Annotated in this window: 13 protein-coding genes; 2 read left to right on the top strand and 11 right to left on the bottom strand. The window is 71.3% G+C overall.

The genetic code is table 11. The annotated features are described in order from the left end of the window. Nucleotides 1-55: 55 nt before the first annotated feature. The 3 genes from ABD817_RS29000 to ABD817_RS28990 are packed head-to-tail and all read right to left on the bottom strand — an operon-like array spanning nucleotide 56 to nucleotide 2,876. Complete coding sequence (locus tag ABD817_RS29000; RefSeq protein ID WP_344921375.1) at nucleotides 56-778, bottom strand: hypothetical protein; 723 nt, start codon at nucleotides 776-778, stop codon at nucleotides 56-58. Further along, nucleotides 775-2,205: an ATP-binding protein gene (locus ABD817_RS28995; RefSeq protein ID WP_344921374.1), complete on the bottom strand. Its 1,431-nt coding sequence runs from the start codon at nucleotides 2,203-2,205 to the stop codon at nucleotides 775-777. The genes ABD817_RS29000 and ABD817_RS28995 overlap by 4 nt, the downstream gene beginning before the upstream one ends. Beyond that, a complete protein-coding gene (locus ABD817_RS28990) occupies nucleotides 2,202-2,876 on the bottom strand; it encodes a response regulator (protein WP_344921373.1) in 675 nt (224 codons plus the stop codon). The genes ABD817_RS28995 and ABD817_RS28990 overlap by 4 nt, the downstream gene beginning before the upstream one ends. Nucleotides 2,877-3,179: 303 nt before the next feature. Between ABD817_RS28990 and ABD817_RS28985 the strand changes: the two genes are divergently transcribed. Together ABD817_RS28985 and ABD817_RS28980 are read left to right on the top strand one after the other, a co-directional pair. Further along, nucleotides 3,180-3,923, top strand: coding sequence for an aggregation-promoting factor C-terminal-like domain-containing protein (locus ABD817_RS28985; RefSeq protein ID WP_344921372.1), 744 nt, complete (start codon nucleotides 3,180-3,182; stop codon nucleotides 3,921-3,923). Nucleotides 3,924-3,983: 60 nt separating this feature from the next. Then, on the top strand, nucleotides 3,984-5,969 hold the full coding sequence (locus ABD817_RS28980) for a glycosyltransferase family 2 protein (protein ID WP_344921371.1): 1,986 nt from the start codon (nucleotides 3,984-3,986) through the stop codon (nucleotides 5,967-5,969). Nucleotides 5,970-6,131: 162 nt separating this feature from the next. Here the strand turns inward: ABD817_RS28980 and ABD817_RS28975 are convergent, their stop codons facing one another. The 8 genes from ABD817_RS28975 to ABD817_RS28940 all read right to left on the bottom strand — a co-directional run bounded on the left by ABD817_RS28975 (nucleotide 6,132) and on the right by ABD817_RS28940 (nucleotide 17,141). Next, nucleotides 6,132-7,499, bottom strand: coding sequence for a tannase/feruloyl esterase family alpha/beta hydrolase (locus ABD817_RS28975; RefSeq protein ID WP_344921370.1), 1,368 nt, complete (start codon nucleotides 7,497-7,499; stop codon nucleotides 6,132-6,134). A gap of 3 nt (nucleotides 7,500-7,502) precedes the next feature. Then, nucleotides 7,503-8,528, bottom strand: coding sequence for an alpha/beta fold hydrolase (locus ABD817_RS28970; protein ID WP_344921369.1), 1,026 nt, complete (start codon nucleotides 8,526-8,528; stop codon nucleotides 7,503-7,505). A 20-nt stretch (nucleotides 8,529-8,548) separates the two neighbouring features. Beyond that, the gene (locus ABD817_RS28965; protein WP_344921368.1) at nucleotides 8,549-9,868 is read right to left on the bottom strand and encodes an MFS transporter; all 1,320 of its coding nucleotides are present in this window, start codon (nucleotides 9,866-9,868) and stop codon (nucleotides 8,549-8,551) included. Between the two features lie 127 nt (nucleotides 9,869-9,995). After that, the gene (locus tag ABD817_RS28960; RefSeq protein ID WP_425583418.1) at nucleotides 9,996-12,062 is read right to left on the bottom strand and encodes a helix-turn-helix domain-containing protein; all 2,067 of its coding nucleotides are present in this window, start codon (nucleotides 12,060-12,062) and stop codon (nucleotides 9,996-9,998) included. Nucleotides 12,063-12,336: 274 nt separating this feature from the next. Beyond that, a complete protein-coding gene (locus ABD817_RS28955) occupies nucleotides 12,337-13,083 on the bottom strand; it encodes a 3-hydroxybutyrate dehydrogenase (RefSeq protein WP_344921366.1) in 747 nt (248 codons plus the stop codon). Nucleotides 13,084-13,466: 383 nt separating this feature from the next. Then, nucleotides 13,467-13,853, bottom strand: a complete 387-nt coding sequence (locus tag ABD817_RS28950) for a tautomerase family protein (protein WP_344921365.1) — start codon at nucleotides 13,851-13,853, stop codon at nucleotides 13,467-13,469. Between the two features lie 107 nt (nucleotides 13,854-13,960). Further along, nucleotides 13,961-15,352, bottom strand: coding sequence for a class II fumarate hydratase (locus ABD817_RS28945; RefSeq protein ID WP_344921364.1), 1,392 nt, complete (start codon nucleotides 15,350-15,352; stop codon nucleotides 13,961-13,963). A gap of 82 nt (nucleotides 15,353-15,434) precedes the next feature. Then, nucleotides 15,435-17,141 carry a serine/threonine-protein kinase gene (locus ABD817_RS28940; protein WP_344921363.1) on the bottom strand — a complete coding sequence of 569 codons (1,707 nt, stop codon included), beginning with the start codon at nucleotides 17,139-17,141 and terminating at the stop codon, nucleotides 15,435-15,437. Nucleotides 17,142-17,153 lie beyond the last annotated feature (12 nt).

Below are 17,153 nucleotides of genomic sequence, written 5' to 3'. Positions count from 1 at the left end.
TTCCTCAAAGCGGTGAAGTTCTTAAAGCGCGGGGTCCACGAGAGCGGCGGGTTCCTCAGGGGGGTAGCCGCACGCCGGGTGCCGCGAGGTTGCGGTACTCGAAGCAGCCCCGGTCGCCCATCGTCTCCGGGGTGCCCGGGAAGAGCCGGGTGACCTCGACGCTCCAGATGCTCTCCTGCTTGTTCTGCCGGATGGTGCAGGTGATCTGGGCGAGGGCCTGCTTGGAGATCTTGCCCTCGCCCGTGATGATCACGTTCAGCCGATAGCCCAGGTTGTCGTCCGGCTCGTTGCGCTGGTCGGTGTTGTCGGAGTAGCGGGTCGTCTTGGTGTCGTAGTGGCTGAAGTCGTTGAGCGCGCTGGTCAGCCCCGCCTTCGGCGGCTGCTTGCCGGCCCGGAACAGGGTGTCGATGATGTTCTTCGCCGAGTCGGAGACCACCGGGATCTTGACGGGCTCCAGCCGGTTGTCGCGGAGCAGATAGACCGTCACCCACGTGGGGCTGTAGCTGATCACCGGCGGTCGGCCGTAGTCCTGGACGTCGGTGGGGGAGATGCCGCATCCGCAGAGCACCAGGGCGGCGAGCAGGCAGGCGAGCCACCTCACACCGGCGAACCGCCCCGCACCGAGGGCGGTCAGGGCGCGGGAGCGGGGGAACCGTCCCGTGCTCGGGGCGTACGGGTGGGTGGACCGTCCCATGCCGAGGGCGGTCAGGGCGTGGGAGCGGGTGATCCGTTCCGTGCCGGGGGCGCTCGGGGCGCGGGAGTGGGTGGGACGTCTCATGCCGGGGGGAGCCAGACCGTGAAGAGGGTCCCGGGCCGCTGCGCGCGGACCGAGATCGTGCCCCCGTGCAGCTGGGCGTTGGCCCGCGCGATGGACAGGCCGAGCCCGCTGCCGTCGCCCCGGGCGCCGGCCTTGTAGAAACGGTTGAACACGAAGGGCAGATCCTTCGCCGGGATGCCCTTGCCGTGGTCGCGCACCTTCACCTCCAGGCCGTTCGGGGTGCTGCGGGCGGTCACCATCACCGGGAGCTCGCCGTGGCGCAGGGCGTTGCCCACCAGGTTGGCCACGATGACGTCGAAGCGCCTGGGGTCGACGGAGAAGGCCAGTCCCTCCGGGACGTTCACCCGTACCCGGTCCGACCAGCCGCGCGTCTCCAGGCAGTCGCAGACCACGTCCACGATGTTCACGGTGTCCACGTTCAGCGTCGCGGTGCCCGAGTCGAAGCGGCTCGCCTCGATGAGCTGCTCGATCAGGGTCCGCAGCCGCGCGATCTCGCGCAGCACCAGCCGTACGGCCGCCGCGGGCTCGGGGGGCAGCCGGTCGGCCTCCTCGGAGAGCATGTCGGTGACCGCGGTCATCGCGGTCAGGGGGGTCCTCAGCTCGTGCGAGACGTCGGCCACGAAGCGGCGGGACATCGCCTCCAGCGCGCGCAGCTCGGTGACGCTTCGCTCCAGGGCGGCGGCGGTGTCGTTGAACGTGGCGGTGAGCTCGGCGAGCTCGTCCTGGCCGTGTACGGGCAGGCGGGTGTCCAGGTGGCCGGCACCGAGCGCGCGGGCCGCCGAACCGAGCCGCCTGACCGGCAGCAGGAGCTGCCGGGCCGACACCAGGCCCAGGGACAGCGCGATGATCAGCATGGCGACACCGGCGACGGCGAGCGGCTGTCGCAGGCCGCTCAGCAGCCGTTCCTCCTCGATGAGGGGGGCGAACACGAAGACGGTCATCCCGGTGGGCTGGGCGGTGTGGATGGGCTCGATCCGCCAGACGGGGGTGCCGATGAGCAGCCACATGTCGCCGCCGATGGTCATGCGCTTGGCGACCATCCGCTGGGTGGCCCTGGCGGCGAGGTCGCCGGGGACGTCCTTGATGTCGAAGTCGCCGTCGGGGTAGGGGTAGTCCTCATAGCGGACCACCACCTTGCCGCCCTGGGGGCGCAGGCTCTTCTGCAGCGCGCTGATCTCCTCGTCGGTCGGCGGGCCGTCTCCCGGCCAGAGCGCGCCGACGGGCACCCTGCTGCCCTCCAGGATGTCGCGGACGTTGCTCACGGCCACCAGTTCGGCGCGCCCGATCATGCGGCTCTTCACGAACTCGTAGCCGATTCCCGCGACGACCGCGGAGGCGGTGACGGCGATCAGGGTGAAAGTGATCACCAGGCGCCCGCGCAGCCCGGTGTACATCCGCTTCGTCGAAGGAGGGAACGTCTGTTTCACGGTGGGCTGAACCGGTAGCCGAACCCCCGCACCGTGTGGATGAACTCGGGCTCGGCGGGGACCGCCTCGATCTTGGCGCGGACCCGCTGGACGCAGGCGTCGACCAGCCGGGAGTCGGCGACGTGGGTGTGGTCCCAGACGGCCCGCAGCAGGTATCTGCGGTTGAGCACCTGGCCGGGGTGGCGGACGAGTTCGAGCAGGAGTCGCAGCTCGGTGGGGGTGAGGTGGACCTCGCGGCCCCCCAGCGCCACCTTGAGCGCGCCCCGGTCGATGACCAGGTCGCCGAAGGTGATGCGGTCGGAGGCGACCGACTCCATCCGGCGCAGGACGGCGCGGATGCGGGCGTCCAGCACGCGGGGCTCGACCGGTTTGACCACGTAGTCGTCGGCCCCGGCCTCCAGCCCCACGACCACGTCGAGGTCGTCGCCCCTGGCGGTGAGGAGGATCACCGGCAGCTGGTCGAGCCTGCGGATGCGACGGCACACCTCCACGCCGTCGATGCCGGGCAGCATGACGTCCAGGATGGCGATCTCGGGGCGGCGGGACCTGATGTGCTCAAGGGCCTCCTCACCGCTGGCGTACGCGGTGACGGAGTGGCCCTGCCGGGTGAGCGCCAGCTCCAGCCCGGTCCGGACCGAGGGGTCGTCTTCGACGAGGAGGATGCCTGCCACCGGGTAATTATTCTCCCAAGGCTCGGATGGATCTGCCGGGTCACGAAACCCAGACATAAGGCAAACAGTACCTGAATGAGGTGGTCAGACCACGATTCGGGCAATTTCATGATCGCCCGGATGGCCGAAGTGGCCTCGTATGGCAAAATGTGAGCAAAATCACTCCCAAGCTTCCGTTGCCTGGAAAGCGCTGGTGGCCTGGCGGTTAGGTCGTGAGAAACCCCTGCGGGTCCGGTCGAGCGCAGACCAACTCTCCCGTTCCGGTTGCGGACCACCCCCCTCCCCACGGCAAGCTCATAGGTCGTGAGTCCAGGATCACAGCAACTGAAGGAGCGCTCGGCGCCCCGCGGCCGCCGTACGAACCGCAGAGCGGTCAGGGGGAAGGTCGCCGACGGTCCCGCCTCGAAGCGCGGTACGACCTCCAAGCGCGTGCTGATCCTGGGGGCCGCGGTCGTGGTCCTGGTGGGTGGAGGCGCCTTCACCGCCTACACCGCCGTCCAGAACGCCTCGGCGCCGCCGACGCAGCCACTCACCCTGGACGAGATGGCGCAGATGCTCGGCTCCGACCCGTTCGGCTCCGACCTCAAGTCCGACATGCTGAAGGCCCAGGCCGCCCAGGCGCTCAAGGCCGACAAGATCGCCGCTGAGCGCGACAACCGCAAGGCCCTCAGCCAGGTCAAGATCGTTGACGAGGCGCCGGGCGGTGGCGGCTTCAACCCGCAGCAACTCCCCCCGGGCACCTCCAACCCGACCGGCAACAGGGCACTGGGCAAGGAGATGCTGGAGTCCAGGGGCCAGGGCGGCGAGTGGGGCTGCCTGGAGAAACTCTGGATGAAGGAGAGCGGCTGGAACGAGCGCGCCATGAACACCTCCAGCGGCGCCTACGGCATTCCCCAGTCCCTCCCCGGACACAAGATGGCCAGCGCGGGAAGCGACTGGCAGACCAACGCGGCCACCCAGATCGAGTGGGGGCTCAGCTACATCAAGGGCCGCTACGGCTCGCCCTGCGGCGCCTGGGCCCATTCCCAGGCCAAAGGCTGGTACTGAGAGACCAGGAGTCGGCAAGTCTGACCGTCTCCCGGCGCCGCGCGCCGCACCCTTGGCCGCATGAACGTGAAGGTCAGCGTGGTGGTGCCGGTGCACAACCCCGGTGATGGCGCCGACGACTGTATCCGGTCGGTGCTGGAACAGTCGATGGCCTCCGAGGAGTACGAGGTCATCTTCGCCGACGACGGCTCCGACGACGGAATCCAGCGGCGCCTCGACACCCTGGAGGCGGTGCGGTCGAACGTCAGGGTGCTCCACCTTGAGCGGACCGGCTCGCCGATGCGCGGCCGCAACGTCGCCCTCATGGTCGCCAGGGGCGAGTACGTCTACCTGCTGGACCAGGCCGACCGCCTGGAAAGGGACGCTCTGGAGCGGATGTACCTGCGGGCCGTGGAGAGCGGGGCCGACATCCTCCTCGGGCGGCTGGCCGGTGACCAGAGGCCGTCCTCCGCGGTCTTCGACGCCGACCGCGAGAACGCCGACATCGTCAGGGACCGGCTGCTCACGCAGCTCACACCGCACAAGCTCTTCCGCCGGGCCTTCCTCGACGCCGAGGCGCTGAACTTTCCCGACCCCGGCGGGTGCCTGGCCGAGCAGACCTTCGTGCTCCGCGCCTACCTGCGGGCCGGGAACATCGTCGTGATGGCCGACGAGGTCTGCTGCCACGTCACCGAGCGGCCCGAGTGGCCCGAGCTGCCGGAGGACCCCTACGTCTGGGCCGCGGAGCTGCGCGAGCTGCTCGACATCATCGACGACGAGGTCCCCGAGGGGCGCCGCCGCGACCGGATGTACGCCCACTGGTTCCGCACCGCGGTGCTGCGACGGCTCGGCGGGAGCAGGTTCGCCACCTCCTCCACGGACCGGGCGGCCACCTTCACGACCCTGCGCGAGCTGGTCGTCCAGCGCTTCCCCCCGCGCCTCGACCTCCTGCTGCCCGTTCCGCTGCGGGCTCGCGCCGCGCTGCTCCGCGCGGGCAGGCTCGACCAGCTCGTCGTCCTGGCCGGAGCCATGCGCGGCGTCCGCCTCCAGGCCGACCTCGACGAGCTCGACTGGGACGACGGCGCGCTCGTCATGGGGCTCACCGCGGAGATCACGCAGGCCGACGGCACCCCGGTGACCTTCACCCCCTACGGAGACGACGGCCTGCTCTGGGAGCCCCCGGTGCCCCTCGACGGGTTCCGCCTGCCGCCCGAGATGGCCGACGTCAGCCAGGCCGCCGCCAGGGCGCGGTTCGAGGTCTACGTCAGGCACGAGGAGACCGGGGCCATCCACTTCCTGCCCTCGAAGTGCTCGATGATCCGCTGCCGTCACCGCGACGGGGTCAGGCTCCAGGTCATGGGCACGGCCCGGCTGGACGTCGACGCCGCGGCGACGGGCGGACCGCTGCCGCCCGGACTGTGGGAGATACACGTGCGCATGTACGGAGGGGCGCAGCAGGCACGCACCCGGGTGACCGGAGCGCCGCTGAACTGCACCGGGATGGTCGCCGACTGCTCCAGGCGGCTCACCGTCCCCTGGTGGTCCGACAGCGGCGAACTGGGCATCTGCGTGGAACCGCGCTCGTTCCCCGAGTCGATCGTCCTGGTCTCACCGGGTACGACGGTCATCAGGCAGCGCAAGCACGTCTTCGTCGTCGTGCCCGTGCCGTACGTGCCGCCGAGCGGGGGGCCGCCCGCGGAGCTGGTGTTCCGCCAGAGTACGGGCAGGGACCGCGAGGTCGCCGCCCCCGCGCTGGTCGAGCCCGGTGTCCCCGGGGAACTGGCCGGGCGGCTGATCGCCAAGATCCCGACCCGGCGGGTGTACCGGGAGGGGTTCCTCGCGCCGGGCGTCTGGGCGCCGTTCCTGCGGGTGGACGGCAAGGAGACCGGGCTGCGCTTCAAGGTGGAGATGAACCGCGGCGGCCGGGTGGAGATCCACCGGGCCGCCGCCGCGCAGCCCTCCGAGCCCTGGTACCCGCTGCTGAAGCGGGTCGCGCTGCGAATACCGCTGGTCAGGAACGCGGTCCGGGTGACCAGGACCGTCCAGCGGCGCTACATGCTCAACTGACGTTCATCTGACGCCGATCGATGTCCGCCCGGCTTTGACCGGGCATCCGCCCGGCTTGATCGGACGTTCGCCCGGCTTTGACCGGGCACCCGCCCGGCGCTGACCGACGTCCGCCCGGTGCCGCACGGCCCGTCGGGGCGGTGCGGCACCGGGCGGCGGTCGTCACACGCCCAACCGGCACTCGTTGGGCAGGTCGCCGGTCGAGGGCCTGGGCAGGGTCGCGCTCGGCGGCGGGTTCTGCCCGCGCTCCACCCAGCCCTCCATGGTCTCGAACGCGCTGCGGAAGCACGGCAGCAACGGGCGAAGCTTGTCGGGGTAGGAGGCGTAGAGACTGTCCACGTGGGTGCCGTCGGTGATCCGGTAGTAGCGGAACGGCCGGTGCTTGCCGACCATGTCCGCGTAGACGTCGCCGGAGCGGGAGATCGGCAGCAGCGTGTCCAGCGTGCCGTGGATCGTGATCAGCGGCTTGCCGATCCGGCCGGTGAGCCCGATCTTCTTCACCGCCGCGTACGGCTTGCGCGCGTCGTAGTCGTAGTCGGCGTCGCAGGCCGGGGTGCCCGAGGCGCAGAAGGGGGTGCCCGCCTCGGTGTCGCCGTCGAAGGAGGGGTCGAGCTCCTCACGGTAGAGGCGCTGGGTCAGGTCCCAGTAGTACTGGTAGTGGAACGGCCACAGGAACTCCGACCCTCGGGCGAATCCCGCGTCGTACATCGCCTGGGTGTCACCCGCCGGGTAGGCCCGCAGCGCCGGGGGCAGGTAGTTGACCAGGTTGTCGCCCTTGACCCGCCAGAGCGTGCCCTCCCAGTCGATCCCGCCGTCGTACAGCCAGGCCCGGTTCTCCAGCTGCCAGCGGACCAGGTAGCCGCCGTTGGAGATGCCCGCGGCGTAGGTCCGCTTGGGAAGCCTGCCGTAGCGCTGGGCGACGACGGCCTTGGCCGCGATCGCGACCTGCGTGACCCGGTCGTTCCACTCGGCGACCGCGTCACCGGGCTTGCGCCCGTCCTTGTAGAAGGTGACGCCGACGTTGCCCTTGTCCGTCACCGCGTAGGCGTACCCCTTGGCCAGCGCCCAGTCGGAGATGGTGAAGTCGTTGGCGTACTGCTCCCGGTTGCCCGGGGTGCCGGTGACCACCAGCCCGCCGTTCCAGTTGTCGGGCAGCCGCAGGACGAACTGCGAGTCGTGGTTCCAGCCGTGCGTCGTGTTGGAGGTCGAGGTGTCGGGGAAGTAGCCGTCGACCTGGATGCCGGGCACGCCCTTCGGGTTGACCGCCCCCGCCGGGTGCAGGCCCGCCCAGTCGGCCGGGTCGGTGTGCCCGGAGACGGTCGTGCCCGCCGTCGTGAGGTCGTCCAGACAGGCTTTCACCTGGCGCTCGGCCCCCGGCACCGCCACCCGGTCCAGCCGGGCGCAGTGCGCCGGAGCGGTCCCCGCACTCGCCACGGGAGCCCCGGCCAGACCCACCAGGACGGCGAGGCCGACGGCGGCGAACCCCGCGACCGAACCGCGACGCGAAGCGTCGCCATCAATACTGTGCATTGGTCAGCTCCGCTTCAGGTGGTCGGAAAGGGCGGCGCGGAACTCGGCGGGCCGCTCGATGTGCGGGCTGTGCCCGCAGTCCAGGACGATCTCGGTGTACGGGCCGTACCGCTCCAGGACGGCGCGGGTCTGGGTGACCATCGGCTGTGCCGGGGTGCCCGGCGAGCCGGGGACGACCCCCAGGGCGCCCAGGTGGGCCAGGTCGAACAGTGAGGTGTCGGAGATGATCACGTCGGCCTCGCCCCTGATCCACAGGACCGGCGGCTTCGGGTCGATCGTGTGCAGGTCGTCGAGCCGGAAGTGCGTCGGGGCGAACGCGTTGAGCACGCCCCGCGTACCGGGACGGACCCCCGGCCACTCCTCCGACGTCGCCGCGTCACCCGGGTAGTGGTCCTCGCCGACCCTCGTGGACAGCATCGACGCGACCAGGGCGTCCTCGTCCTCGATCACCGTGCCGGGCTTCACGTACGTGGTCCGCATCACGTTTCTCGGCGAGACCGGGGAGTCGTCGGAGGTGTCCCCCGCCGCGAGCAGCTTCACGAAGTCGGGGTTGGCGCCCCCCGCCCCGCCGCCCGTGCCGTCGGGGTGGTTCAGCACGCCGTCGGCGCCGTGCGTGCCGCCGAAGCCGTACGGGGAGACCGGGTTGACCAGGGTCACGCTCCGCACGACGGACGGCCGGTCGCGCAGCGCCTGCAGCACGACCCCGCCGCCCATGCTCCAGCCGACCAGGTGCACGCCGTCCAGCCCGAGGGCGTCGAGGAGGGCGAGCACGTCGTCGGAGTAGTCCCGCAGGCCGCGGGTGGCGTCGACCGGGGCGGGCTCGGTGTCGCCGAAACCCCGCAGGTCCACGGCGAGCGGCCGGTGGCCCGCCTCCGCCAGGGCGAGCAGCGTGTCCCGCCAGAAGGCGGAGCTCGACACGTTCCCGTGCACGAACAGCACGGTCTCGCCGTCCTCCGCGGTGTTCCCCGCCACCGACAGGACGTTCTGGGTGACCCGGCCGGTGGGCACCGGCCGGTTCTCGATGCGCATCAGATGTCTCTCCGTACCGTTCAGCGGGTGGTCTTGGCCTCGTCGCGGGTGCCGATGGTGACGAGGTCGCGTCCACGGGTCTCACGCGAGACGTACACGGTGATCAGGGTGAGTACGGCGGCTCCGGCCACGTACAGCATGATCGGGAACGACGACTTGTAGGCGTCCAGCAGGGCGACCGCGATGAGCGGGGCGAGGGCGCCCGCCACGATCGAGGCGAGCTGCGAGCCGATCGAGACACCCGAGTAGCGCATCCTCGTGGCGAACAGCTCGGAGAAGAACGCGGCCTGCGGGCCGTACATCGCGCCGTGCAGGATCAGTCCGACGGTCACCGCCAGGGCGACGGCGGCGAAGTTCTTGGTGTCGATCAGCGGGAAGAACGCGAAGGACCACAGGCCCACCCCGGCGGCGCCGATCAGGTAGACGGGCCGGCGGCCGAGCCGGTCGGAGAGCGCCCCCCACATCGGGATCGAGACGAAGTGGATGGCCGACCCGATCAGCACCGCGTTGAGCACGACGGGCTTCGCCAGCCCCGCCTGCGCCGTCGCGTAGACCAGTACGAACGCGGTGATCACGTAGTAGGAGACGTTCTCCGCGAAGCGGGCGCCGATCGCGATGAGGACGTCCCGCCAGTGGTACCTGAAGACCTCCACGATCGGCAGGGACGGCGCGGGCTCGGCGTTGGCGAGCGCCTGCTGGAAGACCGGCGACTCGCTGATGGAGAGCCGGATCCACATGCCGACCAGCACCAGTACGCCGGACAGCAGGAACGGGACCCGCCAGCCCCAGCTCAGGAACGCCTCGTCCGTCTGGACCGCGGCCAGTACGGCGAGCACGGCGGTGGCCAGCAGGTTGCCGCCGGGGGCGCCCGCCTGCGGCCAGGAGGCCCAGAAGCCGCGGCGCGCGGCGTCGCCGTGCTCGGAGACGATCAGCACCGCGCCGCCCCACTCGCCGCCGAGGGCGAAGCCCTGGACGAGCCGGAGCAGGGTCAGCAGCAGCGGCGCCGCCATCCCGATCGCCGCGTGGGTCGGCAGGCAGCCGATCAGGAAGGTCGCCCCGCCCATCATCAGCAAACTGATCACCAGCAGCTTCTTACGGCCGAGCCGGTCACCGAAGTGCCCGAAGACCAGCGCTCCCAGCGGGCGGGCCACGAAGCCCACCGCGTAGGTCAGGAACGCCAGCAGGGTGCCCGTCAGCGGCTCCGACTCGGGGAAGAACAACTGCGGGAAGACCAGTGCGGCGGCGGAGCCGTACAGGAAGAAGTCATACCACTCGATCGTCGTGCCGATCAGACTGGCACCGACGATCTTTCCGATGGGGGTACGGGTTTTCTCTGCCATCTCACTCACCAGGGGGAGTCGCTGTTGGGGGGATTTCGGCTACCGTACGTAGTGACCGGCGTCACTCCTATGGGTACGACCGCCATAGCCGACAGACGCCCTATGTGGGTGCGTGAGGGCGCTCGGGTCAGCCGCTGAGGCGGTGCAGGCGCAGGGCGAGCTGGATCTCCAGGGCCCGGTCGGGGGCCTGCCAGTCGTCGCCGAGGAGCTGGCCGATCCGGTCCAGGCGCTGGGTGACCGTGTTGACGTGGATGTGCAGGGCCTCGCTCGTCCGCGACAGCGAGCCGCCCATGCCGAAGTACGCGGTGAGCGTCTGCACCAGCGCGGTGCCCCTGCGGGCGTCGTAGTCGATCACCGGGCCGAGCGCCGAGGCGAGGAACGCCCCGATGTCGCGCCCCTCGCCGACCAGCAGCCCGACGAAGCCCAGCTCCCTCGCTCCGGCGCCCTCACCGGCCCTCCCCAGGGCCACCAGGGCGTCGGCGCAGCGCTGTGCCTCCCGGTGCGCGGCGGCCACCTCCGCGGTGCCGCGTACCGGCCCTCCCGCGCCCGCCGTGGCCGGGTGGCCGAGCGAGGCGCTCAGCTCCGCCGCCACCCGCTTGGCCAGGGGGCCCGGCCGGTCCCCGGGGAGCAGCAGGACCACCTCGTCGCCACGCTGCGCGGCGAGCCCGTGGTGCAACGTCGCCTGGGAGGACGCCCAGAACGCGGCCCGGTCCCGCCCACCGCCGTGGCGGACCACGACCACCACGTGGTCGTGGTCCAGGTTCACCCCGACCCGCCGGGCGCGGTCGGCCAGACCGTCGAGGGCGGGCCGCGAGATCAGGTCGTCGAGCAGCTCGCCCCTGACCCGGCCCTCCGCCTCGGCCACCGTACGCCTGAACAGCAGCAGCAACGCGGTGACCAGCGCGGCCCGTTCCAGGATGCGCTGGTCGGCGTCCGACACCTGGCCGCCGTTGCGCAGCACCAGCGTGCACAGCGGCTCCGCGCCCACGTCCACCGACGCGACCAGCAGGTCTCCCTGCCGTACGGTGCGGCCCAGCGCCCTCGACGACCGCGCGGCGTCCGCGATCACATCGGCGGCCGTTCGCGTCCCCCGCCTGGCGCCCGGCTTCGAGCCTGCCCCCGGTCCTGTCCCCGGTCCTCTTCCCGAGCCGGTGACCGAGCTGGTGACCGGGCCGGTTCTTGAGCCGGTGGCCGAGTTGGTTCCCGCGCCTGTTCCTGAGCCGGTCACCGAGCCCGTCTCCGGTCCGGACGTCGCCTGGTCGAACGCGGCCTCGCCCAGCGCGCCCTCCTCCAGCACGCGCGCGTCCCCGGCGATCGGACGTCCGGCGTCGTCGAGCACCGTCAGCGAGCCGCCGAGCACCTCCGTCACCACCGCCGCCACATCCTCGACCCCGCCGCCGCGCAGCACCAGGCCGGTCATCCGGTCGTGCGCGAGCGCGGCGCGCTCCACGGCCTGGCTGTGCGCGTTCACCTGCCGGTTGGCCTCGCTGAGCTCCTCAAGCGCGTTCCTGGTCTCCTGCAGCAGCCGGGCGTTGTCGATCGCCACCGCCGCGTGCGCGGCCAGCGAGCCCAGCAGCACGACCTCGTCCTGGGTGAAGGGCCGCACGCTCCGGTTGGCCGCGAACAGCACCCCGATCACCCGCGCGCCCAGCTTGAGAGGTACGCCGAGGATGGCGACCAGCCCCTCTTCGAGGACCGCGTCGTCGATGTCGGTCTTGTGCCGGAACCGCTCGTCGGCGAAATAGTCGGCGGTCGAGTACGGGGTGGCGGTCTGGGCCACCAGCCCGCCGAGCCCCGCGCCCATGGCCAGCCGCAGCGCGCGGAACTTCGCCGACACCGAGCCGTCGGTCACCCGCATCCAGGTGTCGCCTCGCTCGGGGTCGTGCAGCGTCATGTAGGCGGCGTCGGTGCCGAGCAACTGCCTGGCCCGGTGCACGATGGCCTCCAGGACGGCGTCCAGATCCCGCAGGCCCGCCAGGTCACCGGCCGTGTCGAACAGCGCCGACAGCTCCGCCTCACGCTTCGCCCTGCGCCGCAGCAGCGCCCGCACCTTCAGCGCGGCGAGCTTGGCCTCCTCCAGCTCCGCCAGAGTCTCCGCGTCGGTCCCACCGCTCCTCGCCGCGAGAACGGGCCCCTCGAACTCGACCGCCGAAGCCTCCCTGGCCAGCAGTTCGAGAAAGACCCGTGCGCTCATACCAACCATTCTCCGTTCATGGCGACGCTACGCGTCGCGGTGAGGCCGCTGGGATCCGGCTCCTTCCCTCGTCACTCATCCGCTTCGCCTCCGCTTGCCTGCGACGCTGCGCGTCGCGGTTCGGCCGCTCTCACCCGGCTCCTTCCCTCGTCACTCATCCGCTTCGCTCCTTCGTTCCTCAGTCCAGTCCCCGGCGCGGCCTCACGGCGCTCCTCAGTCCGGTCCCCGGCGCGGCCTCACGGGTTCATGGCGACGCCACGTGTCCTCACCGGGTTCAGCGGGCGGTCCAGCCGCCGTCTATGGGGAGGGAGGTGCCGGTGATGAAGGAGCCGTGCGGGCCGCAGAGGTAGGCGACGAGTTCGGCGACCTCCTCGGGCTCGATCAGCCGTTTGACGGCGGCGGGGGCGAGCATGATCTGCTCGACCACCTCGTCCCTGCCGATGCCGTGGGTCCCGGCCTGGGCGCCGATCTGGTTCTCCACCAGGGGGGTGCGGACGTAGGCGGGGCTCACGCAGTTGGAGGTGACGCCGTGCGGGGCGCCCTCCAGGGCGATCGTCTTGGACAGTCCTTCGAGGGCGTGCTTGGCGGTGACGTACGCCACCTTGTAGGGCGAGGCGCGGAGCCCGTGAACCGAGGAGATGTTGACGATCCGGCCCCAGCCGCGTTCGTACATCCCCGGCAGGACCTCCCTGACCAGCAGGAAGGGTGCCTCGACCATCACTTTGAGGATCTTGGAGAACACCTCGGGGGGGAACTCCTCGATCGGGGCGACGTGCTGGAACCCGGCGTTGTTCACCACGATGTCCGTGCCGGGCGGGATCGCCCGTACGAAGCCGGGTTCCGACAGGTCCGCGACGACGGGTGTGCCCGAGATCTCCGCGGCGACCTTCGCCGCCGCCTCGGCGTCGATGTCGACCACCAGCACGTGTGCCCCGGCCGCGGCCAGCCGGTGCGCGCAGGCGCGCCCGATCCCGCTGCCCGCCCCGGTCACCACGGCTCGCCGACCCGCTAGGTCAATCATGCTGCCGAATCTAGGCAATGACCCGAATCCCGGCCCATGTCGCCCACCCCCACACTCCATGGGGCGTTTATGTGGCGGGTATCCGCCTCGGCCCGGCCCCCGGCGCAGAGGGTCCTGGCGCCGGAAGGCGAGAAATGGATCAACGTCCCGGAAGTCATCGTGTGAGAGGTCCCCGGCACCCCGGCTCGTTCAGCACCGCGCGGCAGACCGTCGGGCGCGGAGCGGGCCGGTGCCCGCGGTGCGCGGATCGCCAGGGGATCGGTGTGCTCGATCCACGCGCGGGCCACCGCCCGGTCGGCGTCGGAGCCATCTCAACCCACACGGACCGTACGGACCGGCAGAGCACGGATCCGTACCCGCCGACGACGGAGGCCGCGCGGATCTCAGACGGTGACCGGGTACGTGAGCGTGAGCTCGTCGCCGGGGAGGCCGCGGATGCCCCAGTTGACCTTGGGTGACTCTATGATCACAATCTCCAGGTCCTCGGCGGGAAGGCCGAGCGCGTCCCCGGTCCTGGTGAACAGGGCACGGATCAGCGAGCGCTTGGCCTCGTCCGACCGGCCGCTGAAACAGACGATCTCCACGATGAGATACCGCTCGCTCCGCTGCGGGCAGACCATGTCCTCGGCGTCCAGCAGCAGGAACCGGTGGAACCGCTTGTCCTCGGGAAGCCGCCACACGTCGACCAGGCAGCCGTGAACGGTGTCGGAGATCTCCTGACGCCGGTCGGACCACACGTCCCTGCGGCCGTAGAACTTGATCTGGGTCATGCCCCGAGTCTCCCAGGCAGTCGATCTACGACGCCCATCGGGGCGCCGACCCGCCGCCGACACGGTCCACGAGGTCCACGAGGTCCACGGGGGGTGTACGGCAGGGGCTACGAGGGGGGCCGGGTCATGGACAGGACGTCGAGCAACTCGTCGAGCCGTTCCTCGGTGAAGGTGCCGTTGGCGACGTGGCCGCGCTCGATGACGACCTCGCGGATGGTCTTGCGCTCCGCCAGGGCCTGCTTCGCTATCTTCGCGGCCTCCTCGTACCCGATGTACGGGTTGAGCGGCGTGACGATCGACGGCGACGACTCCGCGTACTCGCGCATGCGGTCGGTGTTGGCGGTGATGCCGTGCACGCACCGGTCGGCCAGCAGCCGGGAGACGTTGGCGAGCAGCCGTACGGACTCCAGGATGTTGCGCGCGATGACCGGGAGCATCACGTTGAGCTCGAACGTGCCGGAGGCGCCCGAGAAGGTGATGGCCGCGTCGTTCCCGATGACCTGGGCGGCGACCATGGTCACCGCCTCGGGGACGACCGGGTTGACCTTGCCCGGCATGATCGACGACCCGGGCTGCAGGTCGGGCAGGTTGATCTCGCCCAGCCCCGCCCGGGGACCCGACCCCATCCAGCGCAGATCGTTGGCGATCTTGTTGAGTGAGACCGCGACCGTGCGGAGCTGCCCGGAGAGCTCGACGACGGCGTCCCGGGCGCCCTGGGCCTCGAAGTGGTCGGGAGCCTCGGAGAACGGCAGCCCGGTGGCCTCGCGCAGCCTCTCGATGACCTTGGCCGCGAAGCCGGGAGGCGTGTTCACGCCGGTGCCGACCGCCGTACCGCCCAGGGGCAGCTGGGCGAGGCGCGGGAGCGTGCCCCGCACCCGCGCGATGGCGTTGTCGATCTGCGTGGCGTACCCGCCGAACTCCTGTCCCAGCGTGACCGGGGTGGCGTCCATCAGGTGGGTGCGCCCGGCCTTGACCACGTCCTCGAACTGCAGCGACTTGTCCCGCAGCGCGGTGGCCAGGTGCCGCAGCGAGGGGATCAGGTGGTACGAGACCTCGGTCGTGGCGGCGACGTGGATGGAGGTGGGGAACACGTCGTTGGACGACTGCGAGGCGTTCACGTGGTCGTTCGGGTGGACGGGGCGGCCGAGCCGCTCCTCGGCGAGGGTGGCGATCACCTCGTTGGCGTTCATGTTGGAGGAGGTGCCCGAGCCGGTCTGGAAGACGTCGACGGGGAACTCGCCGTCCCACTCGTTCTCCGCGACGTCGGTGGCGGCCTCGGCGATCGCCTGCGCCATCTCCTTGTCGAGCACCCCCAGCTCCGCGTTGACCTCGGCGGCGAGTGCCTTGATCAGGCCGAGTGCCGCGATGTGCGGGACCTCCAGCCCGCGCCCGGAGACGGGGAAGTTCTCCACCGCCCGCTGGGTCTGCGCCCGCCACTTCGCCCCCGAGGGAACCCGTACCTCGCCCATCGAGTCGTGCTCGATCCGATACTCGCTCATGAACCCAGTCTGCGTCCTGAGGAGGGAATCAAACGGCGGGTACGGGTTCTCCCTCGCGGACCGGCCTCGGAGGAAGCCGTCCTCAGAAGAAGGCGGCCACCGACAGGATCATGATCACCACGAGGGCGAGCGCCGCCACGCTCATGAGGACGAGGACGCCGATCCGGGTCTTCTGCGACGGCGGCTTCCTCGGCCCGGGGCGGCCGGGGTCGGGCTGGGCGTTCTGGCCCGCGATCGCGAACAGGTCGGTGCCCAGGCCGGGGGAGCGGTAGGCGCCGTCGGACGCCTCGGGACCCGGCGGACGCCAGGGTTGTGAGGACACCGGTCCGGCCTGCCCGGACGGGCCGCCGACGCCGGGAGACCGGTCACCGGCGGCGGGACGGCTGCCGGGGAGGAGCCTCAGCGGAGGGGGCGCCTCGGACCCCGGGCCTCCCGTGCCGGGCGTCCCGAACTCCGGATCGACCGGCGGGAAGCCGTGGGGCGGGGTGGCGGAGAGATCGGGCCTGCCGCTCACCGGGAACCCGTGGGGCGGCGTGGCCGCCGACTCGTTTCCCGGCTCCCCGAAGGCCGCCGGTTCGTCGTCCGGCTCCTCGAAGGCGTCCGGCCTTCCGAAGACGGGTCCCCGCGCGACGGGGGTTCCGAGACCGGAGGGGGTCTGCCGTCCCGCGACCGGCCTGCCGGGCTCCGCGAGGGGCGGGCGGTCCGGGTAGGGGGAGGTCGTCGGGCGGGCGGGGGCGGAGGGCTCGGCGGCCGGCGTACCGCCGGGGATGCGCAGGCCGTCCTTGGGGCGGATGACCACCATGGTGCGGTCGGCGTCGAAACCGCCGTCGCCGTCCTCTGACTTCTCGGGCTCCTCCCCGGTGTCCCCGGTGTCCTGCACGAAGGGCGTCTCGGAGGCCGGGGGGGACGGCGCGGGAGGGGCCGTCGCGGGCGCCGGAACGGGGGGGAGGGAGTCCGCGAGGTGCGAGGGGGTGTCGGCCACCGCCCGGAGCAGCACGCCCGCCTGGGCGGCCGTCAGCCGCGTCGTGTGGTCCTTCTCCAGCAGCTGTTCGAGCACCGGGCGGAGCGGCCCCGCCTGGGTCGGCGGGTCGACCTGCTCGCTCATCAGCGCGGCCAGGGTCTCCGCCACCGAGGCCCGCTCGTAGGCCGGGCGGCCCTCGACCGCGAAGTACAGCGTGGCGCCGAGGGACCACAGGTCCGACTCGGGCCCGGTGTGCTCGCCACGGGCCCGCTCGGGCGCGGTGTATCCGGGGGAGCCGATCACCATGCCGGTCTTGGTGAGGCTCGTGTCGCCCTCCGCCTTGGCGATGCCGAAGTCGGTGAGGACCACCCGGCCGCTCTCGGTGATCAGCACGTTGCCGGGTTTGACGTCGCGGTGCAGGACCCCCTGGGCGTGGGCCGCGCGGAGCGCCCCCAGCAGATCGGCCCCGATCTCGGCGACGAGGCGGGGCGGAAGGGGGCCCTCCTCCTCGATCACCTGCTCCAGGGAACGCGCCTGCACGAGCTCCATGATGATCCAGGGGCTGCCGTCCTCGACGATGGCGTCGTGGACGGTGGCCACCGAGGGGTGGCTGATGCGGGCGGCCGTACGACCCTCGCGGATCATCCGTTCCCGAAGTTCGGCGCGCTGCGCCTCGCTGAGGCCGGGCTCCTGACGGATCTCCTTGATCGCGACCTCACGGCCGAGGGAACGGTCGTGGGCTTTCCAAACGGTGCCCATCGTGCCTCGGCCGAGCGGCGCGATCAGCTCGTAACGGTCCGCGAGCACACGCGTCTGCTGTTCCGGCATGAGAAGAAGATA

The organism is Streptosporangium oxazolinicum, assembly GCF_039537505.1.
Classification (GTDB): domain Bacteria; phylum Actinomycetota; class Actinomycetes; order Streptosporangiales; family Streptosporangiaceae; genus Streptosporangium; species Streptosporangium oxazolinicum.
This window is presented reverse-complemented; position numbering and strand designations above follow the sequence as displayed.

What these genes read in the sequence shown, in the direction of transcription:
- ABD817_RS28965 (WP_344921368.1), bottom strand. Translation starts at nt 9,868, where the DNA reads ATGGCAGAGAAAACCCGTACCCCCATCGGAAAGATCGTCGGTGCCAGT.
- ABD817_RS28980 (WP_344921371.1), top strand. Translation starts at nt 3,984, where the DNA reads ATGAACGTGAAGGTCAGCGTGGTGGTGCCGGTGCACAACCCCGGTGAT.
- ABD817_RS28945 (WP_344921364.1), bottom strand. Translation starts at nt 15,352, where the DNA reads ATGAGCGAGTATCGGATCGAGCACGACTCGATGGGCGAGGTACGGGTT.
- ABD817_RS28975 (WP_344921370.1), bottom strand. Translation starts at nt 7,499, where the DNA reads ATGCACAGTATTGATGGCGACGCTTCGCGTCGCGGTTCGGTCGCGGGG.
- ABD817_RS28950 (WP_344921365.1), bottom strand. Translation starts at nt 13,853, where the DNA reads ATGACCCAGATCAAGTTCTACGGCCGCAGGGACGTGTGGTCCGACCGG.
- ABD817_RS29000 (WP_344921375.1), bottom strand. Translation starts at nt 778, where the DNA reads ATGAGACGTCCCACCCACTCCCGCGCCCCGAGCGCCCCCGGCACGGAA.
- ABD817_RS28960 (WP_425583418.1), bottom strand. Translation starts at nt 12,062, where the DNA reads ATGAGCGCACGGGTCTTTCTCGAACTGCTGGCCAGGGAGGCTTCGGCG.
- ABD817_RS28940 (WP_344921363.1), bottom strand. Translation starts at nt 17,141, where the DNA reads ATGCCGGAACAGCAGACGCGTGTGCTCGCGGACCGTTACGAGCTGATC.
- ABD817_RS28970 (WP_344921369.1), bottom strand. Translation starts at nt 8,528, where the DNA reads ATGCGCATCGAGAACCGGCCGGTGCCCACCGGCCGGGTCACCCAGAAC.
- ABD817_RS28955 (WP_344921366.1), bottom strand. Translation starts at nt 13,083, where the DNA reads ATGATTGACCTAGCGGGTCGGCGAGCCGTGGTGACCGGGGCGGGCAGC.